The 21,952-nt window shown below is 45.1% G+C and carries 16 protein-coding genes and 1 pseudogene; 8 read left to right on the forward strand and 9 right to left on the reverse strand.

Annotation, left to right across the window (positions count from 1 at the left end; genetic code table 11):
- Positions 1-12 precede the first annotated feature (12 nt).
- A complete protein-coding gene (bamA, locus tag HMPREF9193_RS00550; RefSeq protein ID WP_051305955.1) occupies positions 13-2,442 on the reverse strand; it encodes an outer membrane protein assembly factor BamA in 2,430 nt (809 codons plus the stop codon).
- 26 nt (positions 2,443-2,468) lie between these two features.
- Positions 2,469-6,923, reverse strand: coding sequence for a translocation/assembly module TamB domain-containing protein (locus tag HMPREF9193_RS00555; protein ID WP_040847123.1), 4,455 nt, complete (start codon positions 6,921-6,923; stop codon positions 2,469-2,471).
- Positions 6,924-6,977: 54 nt separating this feature from the next.
- On the opposite strand from HMPREF9193_RS00555, the gene tmk reads away from it, so the two are divergent.
- Genes tmk through HMPREF9193_RS00580 form a run of 5 tightly spaced genes read left to right on the forward strand, consistent with a single transcriptional unit; the run spans position 6,978 to position 13,299 of the window.
- Entirely contained in the window at positions 6,978-7,598 is a 621-nt protein-coding gene (gene tmk / locus HMPREF9193_RS00560) for a dTMP kinase (RefSeq protein WP_040847125.1), read from the forward strand.
- A complete protein-coding gene (locus HMPREF9193_RS00565) occupies positions 7,595-8,209 on the forward strand; it encodes a DUF8513 domain-containing protein (RefSeq protein WP_021686082.1) in 615 nt (204 codons plus the stop codon). The genes tmk and HMPREF9193_RS00565 overlap by 4 nt, the downstream gene beginning before the upstream one ends.
- Before the next feature lie 9 nt (positions 8,210-8,218).
- On the forward strand, positions 8,219-9,322 hold the full coding sequence (locus HMPREF9193_RS00570; protein ID WP_021686083.1) for a 3-dehydroquinate synthase: 1,104 nt from the start codon (positions 8,219-8,221) through the stop codon (positions 9,320-9,322).
- Positions 9,294-10,490, forward strand: a complete 1,197-nt coding sequence (locus tag HMPREF9193_RS00575; RefSeq protein ID WP_021686084.1) for a cysteine desulfurase family protein — start codon at positions 9,294-9,296, stop codon at positions 10,488-10,490. The genes HMPREF9193_RS00570 and HMPREF9193_RS00575 overlap by 29 nt, the downstream gene beginning before the upstream one ends.
- Before the next feature lie 31 nt (positions 10,491-10,521).
- Positions 10,522-13,299, forward strand: coding sequence for an ankyrin repeat domain-containing protein (locus HMPREF9193_RS00580; protein WP_040847127.1), 2,778 nt, complete (start codon positions 10,522-10,524; stop codon positions 13,297-13,299).
- Positions 13,300-13,400: 101 nt separating this feature from the next.
- On the opposite strand, the gene HMPREF9193_RS00585 is transcribed toward HMPREF9193_RS00580, so the two are convergent.
- The gene (locus tag HMPREF9193_RS00585) at positions 13,401-13,823 is read right to left on the reverse strand and encodes a Trp family transcriptional regulator (protein ID WP_021686086.1); all 423 of its coding nucleotides are present in this window, start codon (positions 13,821-13,823) and stop codon (positions 13,401-13,403) included.
- A gap of 48 nt (positions 13,824-13,871) precedes the next feature.
- Between HMPREF9193_RS00585 and HMPREF9193_RS00590 the strand changes: the two genes are divergently transcribed.
- The gene (locus HMPREF9193_RS00590) at positions 13,872-14,150 is read left to right on the forward strand and encodes a hypothetical protein (protein ID WP_021686087.1); all 279 of its coding nucleotides are present in this window, start codon (positions 13,872-13,874) and stop codon (positions 14,148-14,150) included.
- Here HMPREF9193_RS00590 and HMPREF9193_RS00595 read toward each other — a convergent pair.
- Both HMPREF9193_RS00595 and HMPREF9193_RS00600 read right to left on the reverse strand, forming a co-directional pair.
- Positions 14,147-15,112 (reverse strand): TatD family hydrolase, encoded by a 966-nt coding sequence (locus tag HMPREF9193_RS00595; RefSeq protein ID WP_021686088.1) that lies wholly within the window; start codon positions 15,110-15,112, stop codon positions 14,147-14,149. The two genes, HMPREF9193_RS00590 and HMPREF9193_RS00595, sit on opposite strands and share 4 nt — an antisense overlap.
- Positions 15,113-15,125: 13 nt before the next feature.
- Positions 15,126-15,572, reverse strand: a complete 447-nt coding sequence (locus tag HMPREF9193_RS00600) for a rhodanese-like domain-containing protein (RefSeq protein WP_021686089.1) — start codon at positions 15,570-15,572, stop codon at positions 15,126-15,128.
- Positions 15,573-15,753: 181 nt separating this feature from the next.
- On the opposite strand from HMPREF9193_RS00600, the gene HMPREF9193_RS00605 reads away from it, so the two are divergent.
- Together HMPREF9193_RS00605 and HMPREF9193_RS00610 are read left to right on the forward strand one after the other, a co-directional pair.
- The gene (locus HMPREF9193_RS00605) at positions 15,754-17,577 is read left to right on the forward strand and encodes a phosphoglucomutase/phosphomannomutase alpha/beta/alpha domain I (RefSeq protein WP_021686090.1); all 1,824 of its coding nucleotides are present in this window, start codon (positions 15,754-15,756) and stop codon (positions 17,575-17,577) included.
- Positions 17,578-17,618: 41 nt separating this feature from the next.
- Positions 17,619-18,008, forward strand: coding sequence for a DUF3276 family protein (locus HMPREF9193_RS00610; protein WP_021686091.1), 390 nt, complete (start codon positions 17,619-17,621; stop codon positions 18,006-18,008).
- A 7-nt stretch (positions 18,009-18,015) separates the two neighbouring features.
- Here HMPREF9193_RS00610 and rnhB read toward each other — a convergent pair whose 3' ends face one another.
- The 4 genes and pseudogenes from rnhB to HMPREF9193_RS11445 all read right to left on the reverse strand — a co-directional run.
- A complete protein-coding gene (rnhB, locus tag HMPREF9193_RS00615) occupies positions 18,016-18,633 on the reverse strand; it encodes a ribonuclease HII (RefSeq protein WP_021686092.1) in 618 nt (205 codons plus the stop codon).
- 11 nt (positions 18,634-18,644) lie between these two features.
- Positions 18,645-20,852 (reverse strand): hypothetical protein, encoded by a 2,208-nt coding sequence (locus HMPREF9193_RS00620; protein ID WP_021686093.1) that lies wholly within the window; start codon positions 20,850-20,852, stop codon positions 18,645-18,647.
- Positions 20,849-21,460: a phosphoribosyltransferase gene (locus tag HMPREF9193_RS00625; protein WP_021686094.1), complete on the reverse strand. Its 612-nt coding sequence runs from the start codon at positions 21,458-21,460 to the stop codon at positions 20,849-20,851. Before HMPREF9193_RS00625 ends, HMPREF9193_RS00620 begins: the two co-directional genes overlap by 4 nt.
- Before the next feature lie 145 nt (positions 21,461-21,605).
- Positions 21,606-21,952 (reverse strand): annotated as a pseudogene (locus tag HMPREF9193_RS11445) (leucine-rich repeat domain-containing protein); the annotation flags it as partial.

Raw genomic sequence — 21,952 nt, forward strand, 5'->3', positions numbered from 1 at the left:
TCACCGCCTGCTTTATTGATTGGTAAGGTTAAAAGACAATACGAATTTCCCCGTATTTTTAGTTGACGTATTCCATTCAAAAGCTCCGTCACGCGTTTTAAACGACCACGCCCACATTAAGCGCAGAGGAAACTGCGGAAGAGAAAAGCGCAGTCCCGGACCGAAACTAAAAAAGAAATCGTTTCCGGAAAGTTCTGTAAACATTTTTTTCGGAGTTTCTTTTACGGCAATAACGTCGGTAAAAAAGTCCAGTGAAAAAACGCCGGGTGCAATCGGCATACGCAATTCCGCAAAACTGCTCCACATGGCATGCCCGATAAGCGATGAAGATTGGTCTCCCGCCGAAGCCCAGCCGCGGCCGTTAAACATACCGTCTATATACAATTTGTTTAACTTACCGATGGGAGAACCTTGTGCGGGAAACAAAAATGAAAAGCCCGTATAGGCTGCAAGCACAAACTTTAAATTCCACGTTTCCGACATCGGCTTATCCAAAAGCGTAAAATAAATTTCACCCTTGGTATCGCTTCGCAAAAAATACTCCGATTCTAATTTGGGGAGCAAGCCCGTCCACTTAAACTGCTGACTTGCAAACCAGCCCTTTGACGGGTCGAACAGTACATCGCGCGCATTGAGCGCACCTTTCACCCAAATCGAATTTTGCACGCCGAATTTACCGTATTTATCGCTGACGGTTGTATCTACCGGAACATAAAGCTTATTGTCGTAAAAATTACGCGCAAAATCATTTGCCACGCCGCCGGTTAACGTAAAAGCTGCAAAGTTCCACACCCAGCGTTTACCCAAAGCCGCTTCAAGACCGAAAGAAAGCTGGTCGTAGTTCATGTAATAATTGCTTTTGTTTACACCGCCGGGAACGTAATTATAGTACAGCGCGGTAAGCGCTTTATGTTTTATATTAAAACCGGCTGAAAAATTAAGCGGTTTATTTAAAAACCACGGATCGGAAAAATTAAAAGACAGCACTTGTTCATCGTTTGAACCGGTTACATTAACGCCGATTGTTTTTCCCGTTCCCAAAAAGTTTGAATCTTTCCAGTTGGCGAACAATGAAACCGGCCATGCCGACGGATCGGTTACCCCCGAAAAAGTAACGCCGAACTCTATTGCCGTAGTGGAGCGCTCTTCCACATCTACAACCAAATTAACCAAATTTTCTTCGGAACCGCTTTGGATGTTCGGAATAACGGCTGAAAAAAAGCCCAGATTGTATAAACTGCGCAAACCGGTTTCCACTTTCTTTTTTGAAAAAATATCGCCGGGTTCAAGAGGAATTTCGCGCAAAATAACGTAATCTTTGGTTTTAGTATTTCCGGTAACCAAAATGCGTTCGATATGACTGCGAGGTTTTTCACTTATGTGCAGTACGCAAGATACTAACCGTGTTTCCGTATTTTTATTTGTTTCAGGATAAAAACCGTTTGACGTGTAGCCGTTTTCGTAGTACAAATCGGCAATGGCGGCAAGACTTTCTTGAAAACGTGTTTGGTTAAAAATCGCGCCTTTTTTTAATTTTATTAAAGACTGTAATTGCTCGGTGGGAAAAATCACATTGCCTTCAATCGTCATCCCGTCAAACAAATATTGCGCACCCTCTTTAATTACATAGGTTATGGTAAGTTCGTCGCGCATTTTTTGGGCATTGTACGTAGTTTCGCGCACCACATCGGTAACGGCTGCATCGATATACCCTTTGTTTTGGTAATATAAAAGCAAAGATTGTTTATCCGCTTCCAAAAAAGATTCTTGAAAAGCACCTTTTTGCACCAAATTTACTTCTTTTAATTTCATGTTCTTTTTTAAATTCTTTTCGGTAGCGATTACATTGCCCTGAAAACGTATTGCCGAAACAACGGTTTGCTGTCCTTCGCTGATATTAAAAACGATATTTATTTCACCGTTTACTTCCGTTACTTCGCGCGCTACTTTTGCTTTGGTATAACCTTTTTCAAGGTATAAGTTTTGCAGTTTTTGCTCGTCGAGCAATACTTTCGATTCTATGTATACATCACTTTCTTTTACCGACACCGTGTCGCGCAATTCTGATGTGCGCAGCCTGCTGTTTCCTGAAAAACTCAGTTTTTTTACAACCGGCCGTTCGATAACGGTAAACTGAATAATAACGGTTTTATTTTCGCTGTCCGCAGGCAATGCAAGCGGTGTTACTTCTTCAAAGTATTCAAGCGCATAAATTTTATTTAAGATTTCCGTATACAATTCATCGGAAAAATTTTGACCGATAAACGGAGAAACTACCGCATCTATATCAGCCGATTTTACGGCTTTTAAGCCTACAAACCGTATATTGCGGATTTCTTTTCCGTAATACCAATCGCTTTCGCTTTGAGCCGGCAGCAAAGCGCACACAGCGCTCAATATGCACACACATAATATAGTAAACACACGCCGGTTACTGTGCATTACGCACCTCCTATCCCGTTCGATTTTCAAAAGTTAAATTTCCACGACAAACTGATCGATGTATAGGGAACAAGCAAATTATTCCAATCCGAATTCAAGTCGGGGGCTATACTCCATCGTATGAGCGCAAACGGAGAAGGCAGTTCAAGACCTATTTCAGGTTGAAATACCAATCCGCCCGTTTGAGTATCTTTTTTTGCAAGATTTTCGCTGTATGTTAAATGCAGCATAGCATCTGCATACAGCGTATCTCCGAGATACTTACCTATATAAACAGTCGTGTTGTCTAAAAAGTTACCGGCGGTCATTTTGCTCGTACCGCTTTCCGATTTTAACGCACTTATAAATGCATTTTGCAAAAACATAGTGCGCAGTGAAAATATATCAAATTTAAACAAGTCGCGCAATCGGTTTTCAACGTGCCGGAATACGGTAACTTGCGCACCGTAATCGGCTAAACTTCCGAGCAAAGAGAGCGCATTGGTATTGGTAGCGTCGGCTAAAAAAATCTGACCGAGCAAAGTTAATATTTCCTGCTGTGTTTTTGCCGGCACCGATGTAAAAGCAGGATTTAAACGGCTAAGCGGCTGGTCGGCAACGCTAAGCTCTATGCGTACCGGATTTCCGTCTTTGTCGCGCTCGCGGATTTCGGCGCGGGCATTTAAGCGCGGATCAAAAGAATCCACATTTTCATTTAAAACCGCATCGGCTTCTTTTATAAAAAAAGTTCTGTTCAAATATAAAATTTCTCCGCCTTTCATTGCAAAAGAGCCGGTAAAAGAAGAGGTTCCGTAGCGGGTATCCATTTGTATTTTTAAGGGATTGGTTTGAGTTACCAAACCGCGTACAATGGGATTGTCTTTTTTAGGGATAAACAAGCGAGATTTTGTATCGGTCGTTACCGTTAAATCCACGATAGCGTCCGTATCCATTTGCACTTCTTCCGCAAATTCGGGGCTTAACGAAACAACCGCTTCCAAATCCTGTACGGCAATGTCGCCTGAAACTTCTACCGTATCCCGGTTTGCTTGTAAAAAAATATCCGCTTGAGCCGTTCCGGTAAATATGCCGTGCGGCATAACATATTTGCCTTTTACGCGGCTTGAGCCGAGCGTTTTTGCTTTTAACACAACCGAAGAAAACAAAAGTTTTTCCAAAGTCAAGTCGACCGTTAAATTCACTTTGGCACCGCTTTTATCGCCGGTAAAAAGACTGTCGGCTGCCGAAAACACGCTGTGTACGGTTTTAACGCGAAAATCTTTGCATAGCATTTTTTCGTCTATATAATCGGGAACTCCTACAAGTATGCCGTCTCCCTGAAATTCGGCATCGATAAGCGGATTAGCAAGCGTTCCGCTGAGCGTAGCTTGCCCCGTTGCCGTTCCGTCGTACAAAGAAAATACGGGCAAATCCAAAAGACCGGCAAAGGTTTTTCCTTCGGCATACATATTTTCAAACACCACCGTTATTTCGCCCTTATCTACAATACCGTATGCGTCAAAAAGAACGGGAAACCCTTTAGCCGCATGGAACGACAACTCTCCGTCGTCAAGCACAAAACCGGAAAGTTCGGCATGGGTTCCGGCTGTTATGTCAAAGCGGCCGTTTGTACGAACCGCTTGAATACGGTAATCGTTCATTGTGGCAAAAAAAGAAGATTCCAAACGCGCAATAAGCAATTCGGCTTTAAACTCTTTTTGTTTAACGGGAATACCGGCGTTGTCTTTTAAAGGCGTGAGAGTAACGGTAAACGGACCGGAAAATGTTTTTTTATCAAAATATATTTCATCTGAAACCTTTCCGCTTAAAGAACCTTCAAGGCTGCCGCTCATTTGTGCAAGCGAAAATGAACCGGACATACTATTTAAATTAAACGTAGTACCGTTTACATCAAAATCGGTAAACACTAAATTTTTATCTTCTACGGCAGCCGAACCGCTGAGTTTTATTTCCGAATGTCCCGACGAAAAAGAAGCTTCGCGTAAGTTAAGCTGTGCCGAAGGGTCTGCTAAAGTGCCCAAGGCAGTTAAACTGCCGCTTATAACATTTTTTTCTTTTTGCAAACGGACAAAACGTCCGGACGGCATGTGTTCTATTTCAGCTTCGGCGGAAAAATACACATTTTTTAAAAAGTCCGGGTCGTTTGCAGCAAAGCGGTCGGGGTTGTGCGCTTGTATAATAAAGTCGTATTTTTCCGAAGAAAAGCGGTCCGAAAAAGCGGCATTTAGCGTAAACGCTTCCGGTATTCCTTTTTGCCATGTCCACAAAAGGTTTAAGTTGCCGTCCAAAGAAGACAGTTCATCCGAATAGCGCGCATAGTTAAAATAGACACCGAGCGGGTCGGCGCTGCCTTTAAGAGAAATTTGCGGCAAAACGGCGAGCGTTTTTGATGTTTCGCCGATATCCAAGCGCTCGATTTGCGCATTCCAATTATCAGGGGAACTGTAAACACATTGCAGCGAAGTTGAAAGCGAAAAGTGCAGTTTGCTTAAAACAAGCGGCACGCTTTGCGCGCTCAGCGAACCGGTAAAGCCGCCGGCTTGGTCAAAATAAAATGCCGCATTAAAACCGTAATCGCCGGAAACGTTTACGTAGCGTCCGGGAATGTATACGCCCGAAAAACTGTACGGCAGTGAATTGATAAACAGCGATAAACCGAAAAACACTTCACTGCCGGCAGCGCCGATATCGGCATTTGCTTGCATTTGAACCGATTGTCCGCCTGCAAGCATATCGAAACGGGAAAGCTGAAACACCGATTCGGTGCCGTCGACGGCAAATAAAAGCAATTCTCCGTTTTTTTTCGTGTTTGCAATAACGGCATAGGGTGTATTATACGTTATGGATTTAAAGTCGGTTGAAAAAAACAAATCAAAAGAAAATATATACGGCGCTAAAGCAGGTACAGCACCGTTAAGCGCAAGACGCTGCGCTTCGGGCAAACACCACGAAATAATGCCGGCGGCCGAATCCAAAAACAAGTTTTCACTGGACAGCTGCAGCTGCATATATTTTTGCTCGCCTAAAGTAATGCTGCCGTCGGCACGCACAGCTCCGGCTCCGGCAATGTCCGACTTTGCATAATCGTATGCTTCAAAGCTAAAATCGCGCGACTGTCCGTCGCCGAACACGCGTAATTGCAGCGCGGTTAAACTGTTTTGTCCGAAATACAGTTGCGGTATAAAAAAAAGCGATTCGTTTCCGGACGATTCCATATACAGTTCCGCCGACAATTCATTTCCGTTCGGCAATTTTAGCGAGTGGATAAACGCGTTTCCTTGGGGCCGCAAATTGCGTATATCAAAACTGCCACTGTAGTCGGCGGAAACGGCTGAAGAGCGCACTTGTACCGAATCGAAATTTACTTTTTCGCTTGTACCGCTAAAACGGTAAAAAGCTTCGGCATTTTCTTTTGTTTTTGACGCGAATTTAACAGAGCCGTCGACACTGTACGAAGCGCTTTTTTGCGCCCAGTCCCAAGAAAGCGTATACGTTCCGGAAAGCGATGACGACGAAAATGCATTCAAGGGAGTAGACGCCGTTTTGATTTTAAATGCCGATAAAAAATCAAAGTTTTCCGCTTTAAATTCAAGCGTAAGATTTTGAGTGTTTGTGTCGGCGTTTAAATTTAACGAAAACGGCAATTTATTTTGCATAATCGATGCGTGCAGCGATGTCCCCTCGTAAGAGGCATACATATTTACCGCCGGCACTGCATAATCCGATTCACGCAGCGCAAAAAAGCGTATTTGAGCAAAACTGTTTTGTAAAGACGGAGCAATGCTTGCTTGCACCGAAAAAGAAGCGGCAAGATTTCCCGACAAAGCGCTGTTGTTTTTAAGCAAGCGCACGCTGTTTTTACCGGAGATTTCCCAATTAAAATAATTTGTTTGCTTTGAGCGCTGTATGCGCGCATCGGAAATATGCAATTCGTTTTTTATAAACGCGTCGGTATACGAAAACAGCGCATTTTTTACCCGAACACGGATCGGGGTTGTATAAAGAGCGGCGGCAAAAGATTGCACGCTATCCCGGTGCTCCGCTTTGTACGTATCGTTTTTTACGGCTTTTCCCAACACTTGCAGTTTTTCGCGCAGCGCATATTGGCTTAAATCGTTATAATCGGCTTTTATACCGGAAACAACCAATTCGCCTAAGGCTTGTACCGGATCTTTACCGAGTAGTTTTAAAATATTCCAGCGCAGTTTTACCGAATTAACCGTTAAAACCGGCGAACCGCTTTCAATATCCGATACGCGCACGTCAGCCATACGAATACCGGATAAAATCGAAGGAGACAAAGAGCGGTATGAAATATCCAAACCGGTATACTCGCGTATTAAAACAACATAGCGTTCGCGCATGCGTTCAAATGCTTTGCCGCATGCCGAAAGCACCGGACGTACGACTAACAGAGAACAAAGCAATATACTTGCGAGAATAATTAAACTGATACCGGCTAAGAGGCTCTTTTTTTTCATCCGCGTAATACGCTATAATAGCAAAAAATATGATGTTGTGGTAGGGAGTAAATGATGATATTACCTCACTTTATTGTTTTTGAAGGTATCGATGGAGCGGGAACTTCCACCCAAATCGAACGCTTGCAAAAACGGCTTAAACACAAACCCGTTTTTTTTACGGCAGAACCCACCGAATTGGAAACGGGAAAATTTTTACGGCGTATATTAAAAGGCAATATTTCCGTTACCCCCGAAACGGCAGCCCGCTTGTTTGCCGCAGACCGCAGCGAGCATGTATACGGTACAGGCGGCATTATCGAACAGTGCAATGCCGGGCGCGTATGTATATGCGACCGCTATGTTTTTTCAAGCCTTGCGTACCAAAGCATTGAATGCGGCATGCAATTACCCAAAAAACTGAACGAAGACTTTCCTCTTCCGCAAATTGTTTTTTATTTCCGCATACAGCCGGAACAGTCTTTAAAACGCATTGCAGGGCGAAGCGTAACCGAAATTTACGAAAAAACGGATTTTTTAAAAAAAACGGCAACTTCTTACGAAACCGTATTTGACACAATGCGTAAAACTCAGTGCGATATGCGCATAATCGACATAGATGCATCATTGAGTGCGGATGAAGTTGAAAAAAACATCTGGACTGTTATAAGCAGTATGCCGATATTAAATACGTGAAACTTTTTTTAAAATCGGTATGCGCTGCGTGCGCATGTATCTTTTGTATACTGGTATTTACTTCGTATGCAATAAGTTACAAAGAACAATATTATAAACTTTACCACATTCACTACCAACAATACCCCGATGATGTAATGGAAAACATCTATTGGCTTGAACGCGCCGTTGCAGCCGATTTTGCAAACCCGCAGCACGCGCTTTCCCGTATAAAAGACAAAACCGATTGGGAAAAATACCGCTATTTGTTTATGATGCACGTTAATTTAAAATTAATTGAACAGCACATGAGGCTCGGCCGTACATGGGACAAAAAAATTGCATATTTTTACGACGCCCCGTGGCAAGACCAATACATACGCGACTTGGAAACCGCCGAAAGCTGTTACCGCGCCGGGTTGTATTATTGGACAGAAGCAAAAGTGTGGGCGGAAAAAGCAAATCAAAAAAAATTTAAATTTTTGCATTTAACGGACATTCAAAATTGGGAAGACGAATGTTACCGTATCGACACGGGCGATTTAAACTACGAAACAACGCTGAAGCGCGAGCTTAAACGCTTGGAAAAAGTAAAGCAAACTTTCCTTGAAATGGACGAGCATACTTATTAAAATAAAGCTATGAACGACAAAGCGTTTCGCATAAGCTACGAATCGGTGCATCCGGGAACGGCATACACCGACATTACCTTTTATAACGACATTGTTTCTCTTTTTACGGAAGCGCCGCTTTGCGGCGGCAGCGCAAAGCGGCTTTACGTAACCGACAGCCATATTGCACATCTGGGCGCCGTGCAGAGTTTTTTAAACAAAGCCGAAAAAAACGGACATACAAGTGTAATTATAAGAGTGGGAGAAATTTATAAAACGGCGGAAACTTTGTGCACCGTTTTACAGGCGGCACTGAATGCCGGTTTAAACCGCACTTCCGTTTTTACGGGAATAGGAGGCGGCGTTGTGTGCGACATATGTGCGTTTGCCGCTTCGGTTTTTAAACGCGGCGCCGCTTTGGAACTAATCCCCACTACCCTTTTAGCTATGGTAGACGCGGCAATCGGAGGAAAAACCGGCTGCGATTTTGCAAACTATAAAAACGCAATCGGCACTTTTTATCCTGCACGGCGCATTTATATAGCTTCGGATTTTGTGCAAAGCTTAAGCGAGCAAGAGTTTAAATCGGGACTTGCCGAAGTTTTTAAAACAGCGCTTTTATACGACAAGCACACGCTGCGTATTTTAACCGAACAACAAAAATCGGTATGCAGCCGCGATAAAAAACTGCTATCTTTTATAATACAACAGTGTGTAAAAGCAAAAGCCGCTGTAGTGGAACAAGACCTTACCGAGCGCTCACATCGCGCCCATCTTAATTTGGGGCACACATTTGCCCACGCTCTGGAAAGCGTGTGCGGTTTGGGAAAAATCAACCACGGGGAAGCCGTAGCATGGGGCATAGGGCGCGCCGCACAATTAAGCTTTATTTTGGGATACTGCAATGCACAATACCGCGATGATGTATTTTCCGTTCTTGCAAGCTACGGATGGTGTACCGAAAAACGCCACAGCGCACTTGACGGTATTGAAAATCCGGTAAAAGCATTACTTAGTGCAATGAAGCAAGATAAAAAAAACAGCACAAACCGTATCCGCTTTGTATTGCAGCGCAGCGTATGTTCAACCTTTACGGAGGAAATCGATGACACAACCGTATCACAAGTACTTTGATTGGGCAGCAGGAGCGCCGCAAGATGCCGCCATACTTTCCGAAGCGGTGCAAGTATCGCTTGAATGCCCTGCAAACCCATCGAGCATACACAAAGAAGGAAAAATTGCCCGCGAAAAACTTGAACAAGCGCGCTCACGCTGCGCCGCCGTTTTACGGGTTGCACCTTCGTGCATTACCTTTACTTCCGGCGGAACCGAAGCAAATCAAATAGCCTTGCTTTCTGTTTTAACAAAGCCGGCAAAAGGCAGTATCCTCATTTCATCGATAGAACATCCTTCGGTACGCGAACAAGCGTATGCGCTTAAACACACCGGCTGGAAAATCATTTCGGTAGATTGCGAAAAAAACGGTATTATGAGCACAGAGCGCATACTCGGCAAATTGCAAGAAGACACCGCTTTGGTATGCATTATGGCGGTAAACAACGAAACGGGCGCCGTACAGCCGATATACGAAATTGCAGACGGCTTGCAAAAGCTCGCACAGGCAAATAAAAAAAAGCCCAAATTTCACGTAGATGCCGTACAAGCGGTCGGTAAAATTCCATTCGATTTTTCTAAAAGCGGTATCGACAGCGCAGCGCTGAGCGCTCATAAAATAGGCGGCGCGCGCGGCGCGGGAATTCTATACAACGCCGGTATGCAAGAATTTTTTTTACGCGGCGGCGGTCAAGAAAACGGTAAAAGAAGCGGAACCGAAAACCTTTTGGCAATTTGGTCATTTATGCGCGCCCTTGAAAAATACGCGGCAGCCGAAACAGTTAACGAAGCTATGTGTAAACAGCACAAAATAACGGCGGATTTTATCGATCGGCTTAAAACAATAGACGGCTGCATGCTTATACCGGAAGAACGCATAAGCAAAAACAAAAACTATTCTCCGTGGATAGTACAAGCGCGCTTTAAAGGCATACCCGGCGCAGTTGCCGTGCGCGCGCTTAGCGAAAAAGGCTTTTGTATTTCAACAGGTTCGGCTTGTTCAGCGCGGAAAAACGAACGTCCCGTGTTACAAGCTATGGGAATAACAAACGAACAAGCAATTGAAGCAGTGCGTTTTTCGTTCGGACATGCCGTTTCAGATGAGGATATTGATGCCCTTGTGCACGCCCTTAAAGATATGAGCGCCGCATTTTCCTCACACAGTTTTTCAAACGCGTTATTCCGTTAACTATTTTTCCGGAAATATCGATAATATCAATATGAAAGATTCTATTTATAAGCATTTATTTTACGGCTGTAGTTTACTTTGTATTGCAGCTGTTTATTTTGCCGGCTGTGCCGGAACGCCTCGTCCGGCATCTTCACGCGAAAGCATACAGCAAATGATTCTCGCGGGAAAGTCCGAGCAAGTGCGCGAGCTTTTTCAAACAAAAACCGATGTAAACGCTGTGGACGAACAGGGGAATACCGCTTTGCACGCCGCAGCTACGGTAAACGATGCAGAGCTTATAACTTTTTTACTGTATAAAGGCGCCGACAGCGAAATTAAAAATGAAGCCGGAGATACGGCTCTTCACACGGCTTTAAAATCGGAAGCAAAAGAAGCTGCCGCCGTCCTTGCCGCATTAGGTAACAATATCTTTGCAAAAGACGAAGAAGGCAGTACGGCGCTGGAAATAGGGCTTGCACGCGGAACGCTATTTTACGAAGCGCTTTTAACGCCGTACACCGCCGGTTTGCATGACGAACAAGGGCAAACGGTTATCCATTATTTGGTAAAAGCAAAGAATTTAGACGGCATACGTTTTTGCATACACAAAAAACTTCCGCTTTCGGCAAAAGACGCAAACGGTGTAAGCGCGCTTGCACTCGCTTATACGCAAAAAGATCTTCCATCTGCGTACATTGCCGCAGAATTGATTTTGGGGAATGCCGCTCCGGAGCGCGGACGGCATGCATATTTTGAAGATGCGGTAAAAACGCGTAACCCGTCTATGCGCTTTAACGACGGACAAAGCCCGCTGCACATAGCCGTTATTTTAGGCGAAACGGGAATTGTGCGCTATTTAATCGAACAGGGAGCAGACATAAAAGCAAAAGATATTTCCGGTTCAACTGCGCTTCACGAAGCCATGCGGTACGGTAGACTAGATATAGCGGTAATTTTATTGGATGCGGGTGCCGACATCAATGCACGTGACAGTATCGGTAAAACGCCGCTTCTTATCATTACGCCGGAAAAAAACAGGCAGGAAATGTACCGTTTGCTTTTATCGCGCAATGCACAAGCTAATATAACCGATACGTTCGGCGACAATGCTTTGCACATAGCGACTATGACAAAAACCGAAGTTGCCGTTTTAAAAGAACTGAGTGAACGCGCGGCGGATATAAACGGACGCAATAAAAAAGGAGTAACACCCCTTGCACAAGCGGTTGAGCGGCGAAACACCGCTCATATCGGCTTTTTTGCTTCGCGTGGAGCGGATATCCACGCAGAAGATATAGACGGCAACACGCCCTTTACCCGTGCGCTTGAAGCCAATTTGGATATTATAAAGCTGCTTATAAACGCGTCGACTGTAAACACCAGGGATTCTTTGGGTAATACGCCGCTTCACATAGCAGTGTTCAAACAAGCCGCTCCCGAGTACATACGCTTTTTGCTGGATAGCGGAGCCGAAATAAACGCACGCAACAGAAACGGAGACTCTCCTTTATATACGGCAGTTAGACAAAATTCTCGCCTAACCGGCGAAATGCTTCTTGCCAGCGGTGCTGATGTTTTTGCAACAAATACGGCAAATTATTCCCCCCTGCGTCTTGCTTTAAGCGCAGGAGGTGAAGTGCTGGACTGGCTGCTTACTTCCGAAGTTATAAAAGCTTTTGACGGTATAGGGAACACTCCCCTGCACTATGCAGCCGAATGGAAATCCGATTCTTCCGCAGCCGTCATTATCGAAAAGGGCGCGCCGATAGATGCACAAAATGCAAACGGCGAAAGCGCCGTGTTCAGCGCGCTTAAAGCTGACAGCGATTCTACCGTTAAATTATTTTTAAAACACGGCGCAAACAAAAACATCCGCGACTATTGGGGCAACACGCCGCTTCACGCATGCGTACGCTGGGATGCGGAAAAATCAGCTTTACTGTTTTTAAAAAGCGGTTCGGACGTAAATGCAAAAAACCTGTCGGGAAAAACCGCACTGCATGAAGCAGCCCGCAGCAGCCGTAAAAACATTGCACAGTTATTATTAACCAACGATGCCGATATAAACGCAGCCGATACGTTGGGTCGCACACCGCTTATGGATGCGGTACAAACAGGCGACAGCGATATGTGCGCGCTTCTTTTAAAAAACGGCGCAAGTCCTTCAATTCAAGATATGTACGGAAGAACGGCGTACCATGAAGCTGCCGAAACAGCGCACCAAAAGTTAATCCGCCAGTTACGGCTTGCCGGCGGCAATCCTCTGGCGCGCGACACATACGGTAACACGCCGCTTTCTCTTGCATTCGCAAAAGATGCCGCAGTTATAGAAGCGGTTTTAGGCACTGATGTTAATTTAGCGGACTCGGATGGAAATACACCGATACACATTGCAGTGGAAAGTTCGATTACACAAAAAACGTTAAGCGTTTTACTCGGCTTAGGATACCCCGCCGACAGACGGAACAGACAGGGAACTACGCCTCTTATGCTTGCAGTAAAAGACGGCAAGCAAACAGCAGCACAAATCCTGCTGGAAAGCGATGCCGATCCTTTTGTAACCGACAATTCGGGCGAGTGCGCGTTAAGCTTTGCACTTAAACATAACGGCGAAATTTTAAACATAATTGTGCAAAACGCGGGAACAAAACGCGATATAGCAGGCGAAACTATTTTGCACTATGCCGCGCGCGAAGCCGACACTGCAACAATTCAGCGCTTGCTGTCGATGGGTATCGATAAAACGGCAAAAAATATTTCAGGCGAAACGGCGTACGATATTGCGATCAGATGGAAACGCCCGGAAGCCGCCGCACTATTAAAATAATAAAACCGTTTTATTAAAGTATAACAACGGCTCCGTAAACCTCTTATACTCGATCGATGGCTATACAAGGTTCGGCGGGTACAAGATTTGCGGGGTCGTTTTTATTTTGACATAACGTTAAAATCGCTTAAACTATCCAACACCTTTCTAAACGCACTATTTTCTTTTTTTAATTCTTTTGCACCGCGCGTAATTTTACATAAACTCATTTTAAACATACGGGCTATGTCGCGCTGGGTAGTACCTTTGTCTATCTCGCGTACCAAAAGCCATCGCTTTGCCAAATCGCTTCGTTCGGCAGGAGTAAACAAACATTCAAAAAACGAAGCGACAAAAACGGCATTATCCATAGAAGCAATAACTTTATACAATTCTTTAAGACCGTCTTCCAAAGGTACGCTGCAAAGCTGCGTATCCGTTTTACCTTGCACGGTTTGCTCGCTTTGTCCTGTTTGCACGGTTTTCTCCGCGTGCCCGATACACTTAGTTTGTCCCGCCTGCCCTATGTGTCCGTTTTTTTTCATAGTTGTATTATACTTGTATTTACAAAAAAAAGACAGTATATTTTTTGTATGGGAGAAAGCACCGATTGGGAAGATCGCGCGTACACATATATTTTTGAAGAAGAAATACGCGGTCTTAAAAGGCGCAAAGCGCATGATCCCGATTTAACTGTAGGCGAGCTAAAAGGAATACTGGATTCCCTATATACAAGCGAAGGAAACAATTACGAGGGCAGAGGCCCCGTCGGCGATATTACCATTGCGGCAACAATTGCCGCATACGAACGCTTTATAATTGATTGGGAAGCGGCAAACAAAAGTGCCGAAAACGGCAGTAAAGCCGACTAACCGAACAGCGCGCGCGCGTTTTTGAATACCGTATCGGCAAGAGATTGAACACTCGCATTCCGTTTTTCCGCTATAAAACGGTACGTATGTTCAATAAAAAGCGGCGTATTCGGTTTTCCGCGCAAAGGAACCGGCGCCAAATACGGAGAATCGGTTTCCACAAGCAGCCGATTTTCAGGAACAAAGCGTATTAAATCTTCGATATCTTTAAGCGCCGCTTTTTTTGCATAGGTTACCGAACCGGAAAAAGAAATATACCAGCCTGCGTCCAAAAACGCGCGCGCTTCGTTTATGCCGTATGAATAGCAATGTATTACCCCGCACGCTTGTGGAAAATTTTGTATGCACGAAAGGGTCGCTTCAAAAGCGCACCTTGAATGAACGATAACCGGAAGATTCAGTTTACACGCTAAGGCAAGCTGCATTTCAAACAATTCGGCTTCGCCCGCATAGTCGATTGTATCCGGCTCCCAATAGTGATCCAAACCGCATTCACCGAGCGCGCACACCCGTCCGTCGGTACAAGAACCGAACTGTCGTTCCAAAAGATCGAGTTGTTCAACGCGGGCGCTAACCGCTTGTCTGTCCGGCCAAATGCCTGCGGCAAAACGGAACAGGGCATCAATACTTTGGCGCAGGCTGTGTACGTCATCGATTGCGCCGTGTACGGCACCCGGCATGCTTTGTGAGCCGCTCGGCACTCCGCTATCGGCACAAACATTTGCGCCGCCGGAAAAAGCATTCTTGCCGCCGGCGCTATCGTCTTCGGCATCATCGCCGAGTGCATCCGCTGCTGCAGCTGTTTTATTTACGTATGCTATCCGTTCCGTCAAATCGCCGGCTTTAATTCCTGCATCTAAAACAAAGGGCGTACCCTTAAGCGCAAGAGAGCGCAGCACACGCGCTGTGTCGATTCCGCGCTCTTCAAGATACGTTATATGACAGTGCGTGTCGGTAAACATTGTTTATAAAAAATCAATCCTTGGTCGTTTCGTAGGGCCAGCTCATAATACCGCCTAAATCGTACACTCTGGTATAGCCCATTGCCGCAAGTTTTTTTACGGCTTGCCGGCTTCTTGCACCGGAGCGGCAGTATACAATAATTTCGGCATCTAAATCGGGAAGCTGTTCGGGACGCTGCGTACCGATAGTTTCGTTCGGAATAAGAATTGCCGAAGGAATATGAGCTTGTTCGTATTCGCCTTTAGTGCGCACATCGACGATAATCGGCGCAGGCGCACTTTGCATACGCTCTTTTGCTTTTTCCGCAGAAATGGTATAAAAAGGCTGGTCGCTTTTTTTATCTCCGTCTTTTTTCGATTTTCCGAAACCAAACATATTAGCTCCTAAAAAAGAAGTAACGCATAAAACGGCACATACGCTCACTAGCGTTTTGTTTATAAAAAAACCTGTTATTTTCATAAAGTTAAAGCTATAATAAGCGTTCACATTTGTCAAGATTGCTGAACTAACAGTTACCCTGTCAGCCTATGCGCGCAACCGACATACGCGTATACAGAATGGGATGCAGGATATCTTGACATATGTACGGATTCTGTTATAAATGTATATATCTGTAATTTAACAGCTCCGGAGGCATGCGATGAAAAAGATATTTGACGACACGGTTTCTTCCATGATTTTATCGGCTTCCGGATGGCGTACAGTATTTGCCCTTTCCGGAAACGAAGAAGACGGCGGCGAGCGCATCAGCACAGAAAAACAAAGTATTGCAGTGTTGGCGGGTACGGCATTTGCCCGCTATATGATAGATAAAAAAGGAAAAGACTGTACGGTTGTAGTCGGAACCGACACGCGCCCGACCGGAAGCGCAATAGCAGAGTGTATAATCCGCGCACTGTTACGCGCAGGCTTAAACGTTTATTTTGTAGGTATAAGCGCTGCACCCGAAATTATGGCGTATGCGCGTAAAGCCGACGGCTTTGCTTATATTTCGGCAAGCCATAACCCCATAGGACACAACGGTATAAAATTCGGCCTTTCAGACGGCGGCGTTATTCCCGCGCAAGAAGCTGCCGTTCTTATTCAATCTTTTAAAGATTTATGCGCTTCGCAAAACCCCGAACAAGATGCACAAAATATCATACACGAATGTCCCCGCCAAGCATTTGAAGCGGTATATGCCGAAAGCGCCATGCGAAAAAAAGAAGCACTGAATGCTTACCGCGAATTTACCGAACAAGTGGTAAGCGGCGAAACCGACACAGATGCCCGGCAGCGCTTTTTACACGGCATAAAAAACGCCGCTCAAAAGCAAAACCTTGGTGTTGTGTGCGACATGAACGGAAGTGCGCGCACGGTGTCTATCGATAAAACATTTTTAACCGAAAACGGAATCGAATTTTACGCAATAAACGATAAGCCCGGCGCCATAGCGCACGCTATTATCCCCGAACCGGAAAACCTCGTGTACTGCGCACGCGAAATGGAAAAACTGCACGCGCAGGGAAAAAGCGGCGTACTGTTCGGCTACATGCCCGACTGCGACGGGGACCGCGGAAATATAGTGTATTGGAATGAAGAAAAAAAATGCGCCGATATATTGCGCGCTCAACAAGTGTTTGCCCTGTCGGTACTAAGCGAATTGGCTTTTAATTTTAGAAAATACGGCGATATCGGTTTACAAAATTCAAAAAAATACAAATGCGCCGTATCGGTAAACTGCCCTACTTCTATGCGCATAGAAGATATCGGCAACGCTTTCGGTGCGCTCGTTGCCCGAAGCGAAGTCGGAGAAGCAAACGTGGTAAACCGTGCACGCGAGCTGCGTAGCGAAGGCTACGATGTTCCTATTTTGGGCGAAGGTTCAAACGGAGGCAATATCACTCATCCTGCGGCAGTGCGCGACCCGATGAACACGCTGTTTGCACTGCTTAAATTGCTGACCATACGCGACACGGACACACAAATCGGCTTATTCCATTTGTGGTGCATGGTGTCAAATCAAGAAAAATCATACAAAGACGACTTTACCCTTTCCGATGTTATACGCACCCTGCCCGTTTACACCACTACCGGCGTATCCGAAAAACGCGCGCTTTTACACATAAAGCAAAATGACCACGTGCAGTTAAAGCGGAATTTTCAAAAAATATTTTACGCGCAATGGGAAGAAAAAAAAGAACAGCTTAAAAAAAAGTACGGTATAGTTTCTTGGAAAGCTTTTGCAACAGTCGGCACCAAAGAGATTGCCCAGCCCGACGATTTCGGCATATCGGGAAAAGGCGGCTTAAAAATTACGTTTCAAAACGAAAAAGGCGAAAACACTGCTTTTATATGGATGAGGGGAAGTGGCACCGAACCGGTATTCCGTATTTTATGCGACGTAAAAGGCGACAACAGTACATGCGAAAAAGAGCTTTTACAGTGGGAAACCGATATGCTTGTACAGGCTGACAATAGCTGATATACTCTTTTATATTTTAACAAATTATAAGGCGGTTAATTATGGGCGCACGCGGCGAGCTTTTTACTACGCAAGTTATACTGGATAACAGGTCGTATTTTTTTAATGTAAAAGAAAACCGCACCGGTGATGTTTTTTTACAAATAGTAGAAAGTAAAAACAAAAACGGAGAAGCGTTCGACCGACATCAAATAGCCGTTTTTGCCGAAGATATGCAAAAATATCTTAAAGGATTTGAAGCCGCACTATCTTTTATAGAAAAACAGCAAAAAGAAAAATCAAAACTTGCAATGCAAAAAAAAGCCGCAAAAAAAGTCGTATACCGCTCAAAAGCGAGTGCTGCTGCCGCTAAAGACAGTATGCCTGAAATTAAAAAAACCGGACGGGTACACATCGTATCAAAGCGGACTGCAAAAAAAGAAAATAAATAGTTTAAGTTTAATACGAAAACGTCATACGCTGTATCGGCGAAGGTCCCAAACTGCGGCATATTTTACGGTGTTCTGCAGTCGGATAACCTTTGTGCCGTTCGTAGCCGTACTGGGGGTATAGCCGCGCATAAGCGCACATAATGCGGTCGCGTTCGGTTTTTGCCAAAATGGAAGCTGCCATAACCGCAGGCACGCATGAATCGGCGCGCACCCGTGAGCTGCAGTGCACAGCAGCGGGATACATACCGGCGCACAACTCGTATTCGCTTGCTATATCGGGGCAAAAAAGACCGTCGGTAATGCATTCAATACACTCGAGTTCGGCGCCGCAGCGTTTTGTATCCGGCAGTTTTTGCAGCGCACGTTCAAACGCTTGTTTCATAGCAGCAAGACTTGCTTGCAAAATATTGATACGGTCTATTTCTTTTTCGTTAACCGACGCGACCGCCCAAGAAAGCGCTTGTTCTTTTATTAAAACTTCAAGCGCTTCACGCTTTTTTGCCGACAGTTTTTTGGAATCGTTTAAAAGTGCAACGGGAAAATCATCGTTTAAAAAAACAGCACCCGCCGTAACCGGTCCGGCTAAAGGTCCCCTTCCCGCTTCATCCAAACCGCACACCAGCATTGAGCGTTCCTTTAACGTCTCGACTCTGCAAAAAGCGAAGCAAACCCCTTGTATGTATTTCCCGAAGCGGTACGCGCTTGAGAAGCGGACAACACGCCGTCGCTCCACACTGCGCCGGTTCCTTTCATTTCGTTTTGCGAAACAAAGGTGTTGTTCATAAGGGTAAAACCGGATGCGCTAAATTCAAGCGCACGGGCAAGATGCGCGGCAAGGGTAAAAGACGATGCGTTTAACAATACGGAGCTGTGATTTGCACTCATACCGACTGCCGTTTCCGATAAAACAACGGTACGGATATTTTTTGCCGCAAGAACTGAAAATTCGGCATGTATGCCGCACGCATAAGACAACGCTTCTACGGTTACTCCGGAATCGGTAATTTCAAGCGACGAATTGCGCATGGATATGCACGAAGTACTTCCCGAACCTTTACAAATAAGTTCATCGCCGCTTAACAGTATAACGGCGTTTTCAGCTTCAAGCAGTTTACTTTGATACAGTCCGTTTGAAGAACGGTGATTTTGTTCAAGCGTGCAGTCTTTTAAAGTAAACGTACAGTTTTTAACCTTTACAAACGCGTCTTTTTCAAAAATTAAGCGGGTTTTACCGTTTCCGCATATTTCCATATCGCGCTCGATAAAAAACGGCGGAATATCGGTACACACCCCTTCGGCGACACAGCGCACAAAAGGTGCGCTCGTAGTTTTAAGCACTTCAAACAGTGCCGAAAAATCACCGAACGGGCGGTCGGGAGAGCCGTCTGCAAAAGCGGGGCACTTTGCAGAGGAAACCGGCAAAGACGAACCGTTTGCTTTTCCGCGCACGTAGTAATTGAGCGGGTCTATAACCGTTTGAAACACAACCGTTTCGCTGCGGTTTCCGGCAACATCTTGCGCGTATGCGTGCAGCGTATAAAATAAAGCATGCGTATCGGAACTTTCCAACACCATATCGCGTGAAGTTAATTTTACAAAATCATCGGATGAAAGCGGCACGGATGCGCTGTTTAACTCTTTTATGCGCTGAACGGTAAAGCCTTCGGCAGCGGCAAACGGCTCTTTTAAACAATAATAAACAGTGTCGGTATTGGAAAAATTAAGTAAAACGGATTTACGCACGTATGCACGATTATCCGAAGCGCTAATAACCGGAGGGGACGGCGGAATTTTATCGATAATAAAAGAGGGGCGCATACTCCCCTGCTTTATTCCGTTGTAATATATATCTATATCGCGCAAAAACCCGAATGAATCGCCGTCTAGCGTGTCTATCGTGCAAACGGATGCACAACGAATTTTGCCGCCGCCGGAAGTACAGCCAAAAGAAAAACGCGGATCGGAAAGGCTGAGGCGGACTGCAGTGTTTACGGCAGGCGCTTCGGGAATGCCTACCACCGACGGCTTGGCAGGAACGAGCACTTCGGTAAAAGGATCTTCGCTTTGTTTTTGCCGCCAGTAAATCACGTGGTCTTTTCCGCGCTGTATATAAATACGCTCCGAGCGGCTTTCGCGCAGGTTTTGATCATCTATGCGGTATTCAACCGGAACGCTCGATTTAAACGAAAAATAATTCCAATCGTAGAATTCAAGGATGGAATCCGCAGCGCCGCTTTGTGTTTGCGTTTGTGCTTGTGTTTCGTTTAGCACCCCGTCGTCTCCGCCGCACAAAAGCACATAGCGGAACGGTACTTGTCCGTCGTACAACACCAAAGGCACAAAACGTTCAAAAATCGTTTTACGCTGCAATATAAGGCGCTTACCTGAAAACAAAGAAGAACTGTTGCCGAAAGTATAGGAAACCGTTTGCGGTATATCGACAAAGCGTGAAGCATCAATACGCACAAAAGCGTCGCTTTCGCTCAAATCAATATAATCGGGAGTTTTTTGCGGCGTAACCGTATACCGTACGTCAATTTTTTCACTTAGCCCGCCTTCATAAACCACCAAAAGCATTAAATGCACATTGCCGCTTACGTTAAGCAGCGTAGGACCGTCATAAGCAAAGCCCGAAACGGCAGGGTCTTCTTCGCTTAAAGAATAAAAAGCTTCTGCGCCCGACGGTAAATCAAGCACCAAACTTTGACAGTTTGCCCACACGCCGGCAACCGGGCTTATAACATCCGCTTTAGTGTATGCAAAAGTACGGACAAAACCGAACGTACTTAAAACAAACAGCAGACAAAACAAAAACTTTATACGAAATATGAGGCCGTGCTTCATTTGCTTTCCGTAAACAAAGGTTCCAAAACTTCACGCAAATCGGGATCTTGGCTGTAATAGTATTTTTCGCGCTCTTCAGCTGTTAAACCGACCAATTCGTGACTCAAATAATGCAGCCAATTGTCGTTATCGCGGTTCGGCTGAGTAAATTTTCGGCACCAATAATCGGGCTGAATGGGAAGCTGTTCTTTCAAATCGGTAAAATATTTGTAATCGTGAACGGCAACCTTTATATCTTTGCGCGGAATGCCCTTTTCAAGTAAAATCTCAACCAAATGATTTATAGTTCTACCGGTATCAAAAATATCGTCCACAAGCAAAATGCGGTCGCCAGAACGCAAATGCTCGGGCGAATAAGTCCAGCCGTCGACCATAACACGGCTGTGGCAGCGGATATCCGAATAGGAGCGCGCAACAACTGCAGCATACAGCACAGGATGCACATCTTTACGGGCAAGCTTAAAATACTCGCTGAGTACGTTTGCCACATATGCGCCGCCGCGAAGCGATACGTAAATAACATCGGGAATAAAACCGTCCTGTAAAATACGATGCGCCATTTTAAGCGCGTTATTTCGTATACTATCGGACGACACGAATTCTTTCATCGGTAAAACTCCTAGTACATAATAGCATACCCCGCTCACCTTCGGCAAGCATCTTATAAAAAAACCGCCTTCAAAGTCGTATCATTATCCGATTTGAAAGCGGTTAGTTTTATTTAATTGATATGTAATTATCAATTAGACGGAACTAAATCTCAACACCATTCAAGCCCGTAGTTTGTTTATACATTTTCCAGTGTTTTACGTTTTTTGCATTATCGAAGGCGGTTTTCAGTTCCCCCGGAGAAGTAAAATCCCTATGATTGCCTTCGATAACGCCGGATCGTTCGGTGTAAAGATAGCATTGTGCACCCGCATTTGCAGTGCGCTGCGGTAAATCGTCAAAGAGCTTTTTAAACGCATCAGCGGTAAGCTTATTTTCGGCGCAGCCCAGAAATCTCAAAGCGTTTAAGCCCTGTACGCTAAGAGAGGTAAGCTGATTTTTGGGGCAGTACAGATATTGCAAAGCGTTTAAGCCCTGCACGTTAAGAGCGG

It is taken from the genome of Treponema lecithinolyticum ATCC 700332 (genome assembly GCA_000468055.1).
In the GTDB taxonomy this organism is placed as follows: domain Bacteria; phylum Spirochaetota; class Spirochaetia; order Treponematales; family Treponemataceae; genus Treponema_C; species Treponema_C lecithinolyticum.

What these genes read in the sequence shown, in the direction of transcription:
- HMPREF9193_RS00605 (WP_021686090.1), top strand. Translation starts at nt 15,754, where the DNA reads ATGAAAAAGATATTTGACGACACGGTTTCTTCCATGATTTTATCGGCT.
- HMPREF9193_RS00625 (WP_021686094.1), bottom strand. Translation starts at nt 21,460, where the DNA reads ATGAAAGAATTCGTGTCGTCCGATAGTATACGAAATAACGCGCTTAAA.
- HMPREF9193_RS00620 (WP_021686093.1), bottom strand. Translation starts at nt 20,852, where the DNA reads ATGAAGCACGGCCTCATATTTCGTATAAAGTTTTTGTTTTGTCTGCTG.
- HMPREF9193_RS00585 (WP_021686086.1), bottom strand. Translation starts at nt 13,823, where the DNA reads ATGAAAAAAAACGGACACATAGGGCAGGCGGGACAAACTAAGTGTATC.
- rnhB (WP_021686092.1), bottom strand. Translation starts at nt 18,633, where the DNA reads ATGCTGGTGTGCGGTTTGGATGAAGCGGGAAGGGGACCTTTAGCCGGA.
- HMPREF9193_RS00555 (WP_040847123.1), bottom strand. Translation starts at nt 6,923, where the DNA reads ATGAAAAAAAAGAGCCTCTTAGCCGGTATCAGTTTAATTATTCTCGCA.
- bamA (WP_051305955.1), bottom strand. Translation starts at nt 2,442, where the DNA reads ATGCACAGTAACCGGCGTGTGTTTACTATATTATGTGTGTGCATATTG.
- HMPREF9193_RS00580 (WP_040847127.1), top strand. Translation starts at nt 10,522, where the DNA reads ATGAAAGATTCTATTTATAAGCATTTATTTTACGGCTGTAGTTTACTT.
- HMPREF9193_RS00600 (WP_021686089.1), bottom strand. Translation starts at nt 15,572, where the DNA reads ATGAAAATAACAGGTTTTTTTATAAACAAAACGCTAGTGAGCGTATGT.
- tmk (WP_040847125.1), top strand. Translation starts at nt 6,978, where the DNA reads ATGATATTACCTCACTTTATTGTTTTTGAAGGTATCGATGGAGCGGGA.
- HMPREF9193_RS00595 (WP_021686088.1), bottom strand. Translation starts at nt 15,112, where the DNA reads ATGTTTACCGACACGCACTGTCATATAACGTATCTTGAAGAGCGCGGA.
- HMPREF9193_RS00575 (WP_021686084.1), top strand. Translation starts at nt 9,294, where the DNA reads ATGACACAACCGTATCACAAGTACTTTGATTGGGCAGCAGGAGCGCCG.
- HMPREF9193_RS00570 (WP_021686083.1), top strand. Translation starts at nt 8,219, where the DNA reads ATGAACGACAAAGCGTTTCGCATAAGCTACGAATCGGTGCATCCGGGA.
- HMPREF9193_RS00610 (WP_021686091.1), top strand. Translation starts at nt 17,619, where the DNA reads ATGGGCGCACGCGGCGAGCTTTTTACTACGCAAGTTATACTGGATAAC.
- HMPREF9193_RS00590 (WP_021686087.1), top strand. Translation starts at nt 13,872, where the DNA reads ATGGGAGAAAGCACCGATTGGGAAGATCGCGCGTACACATATATTTTT.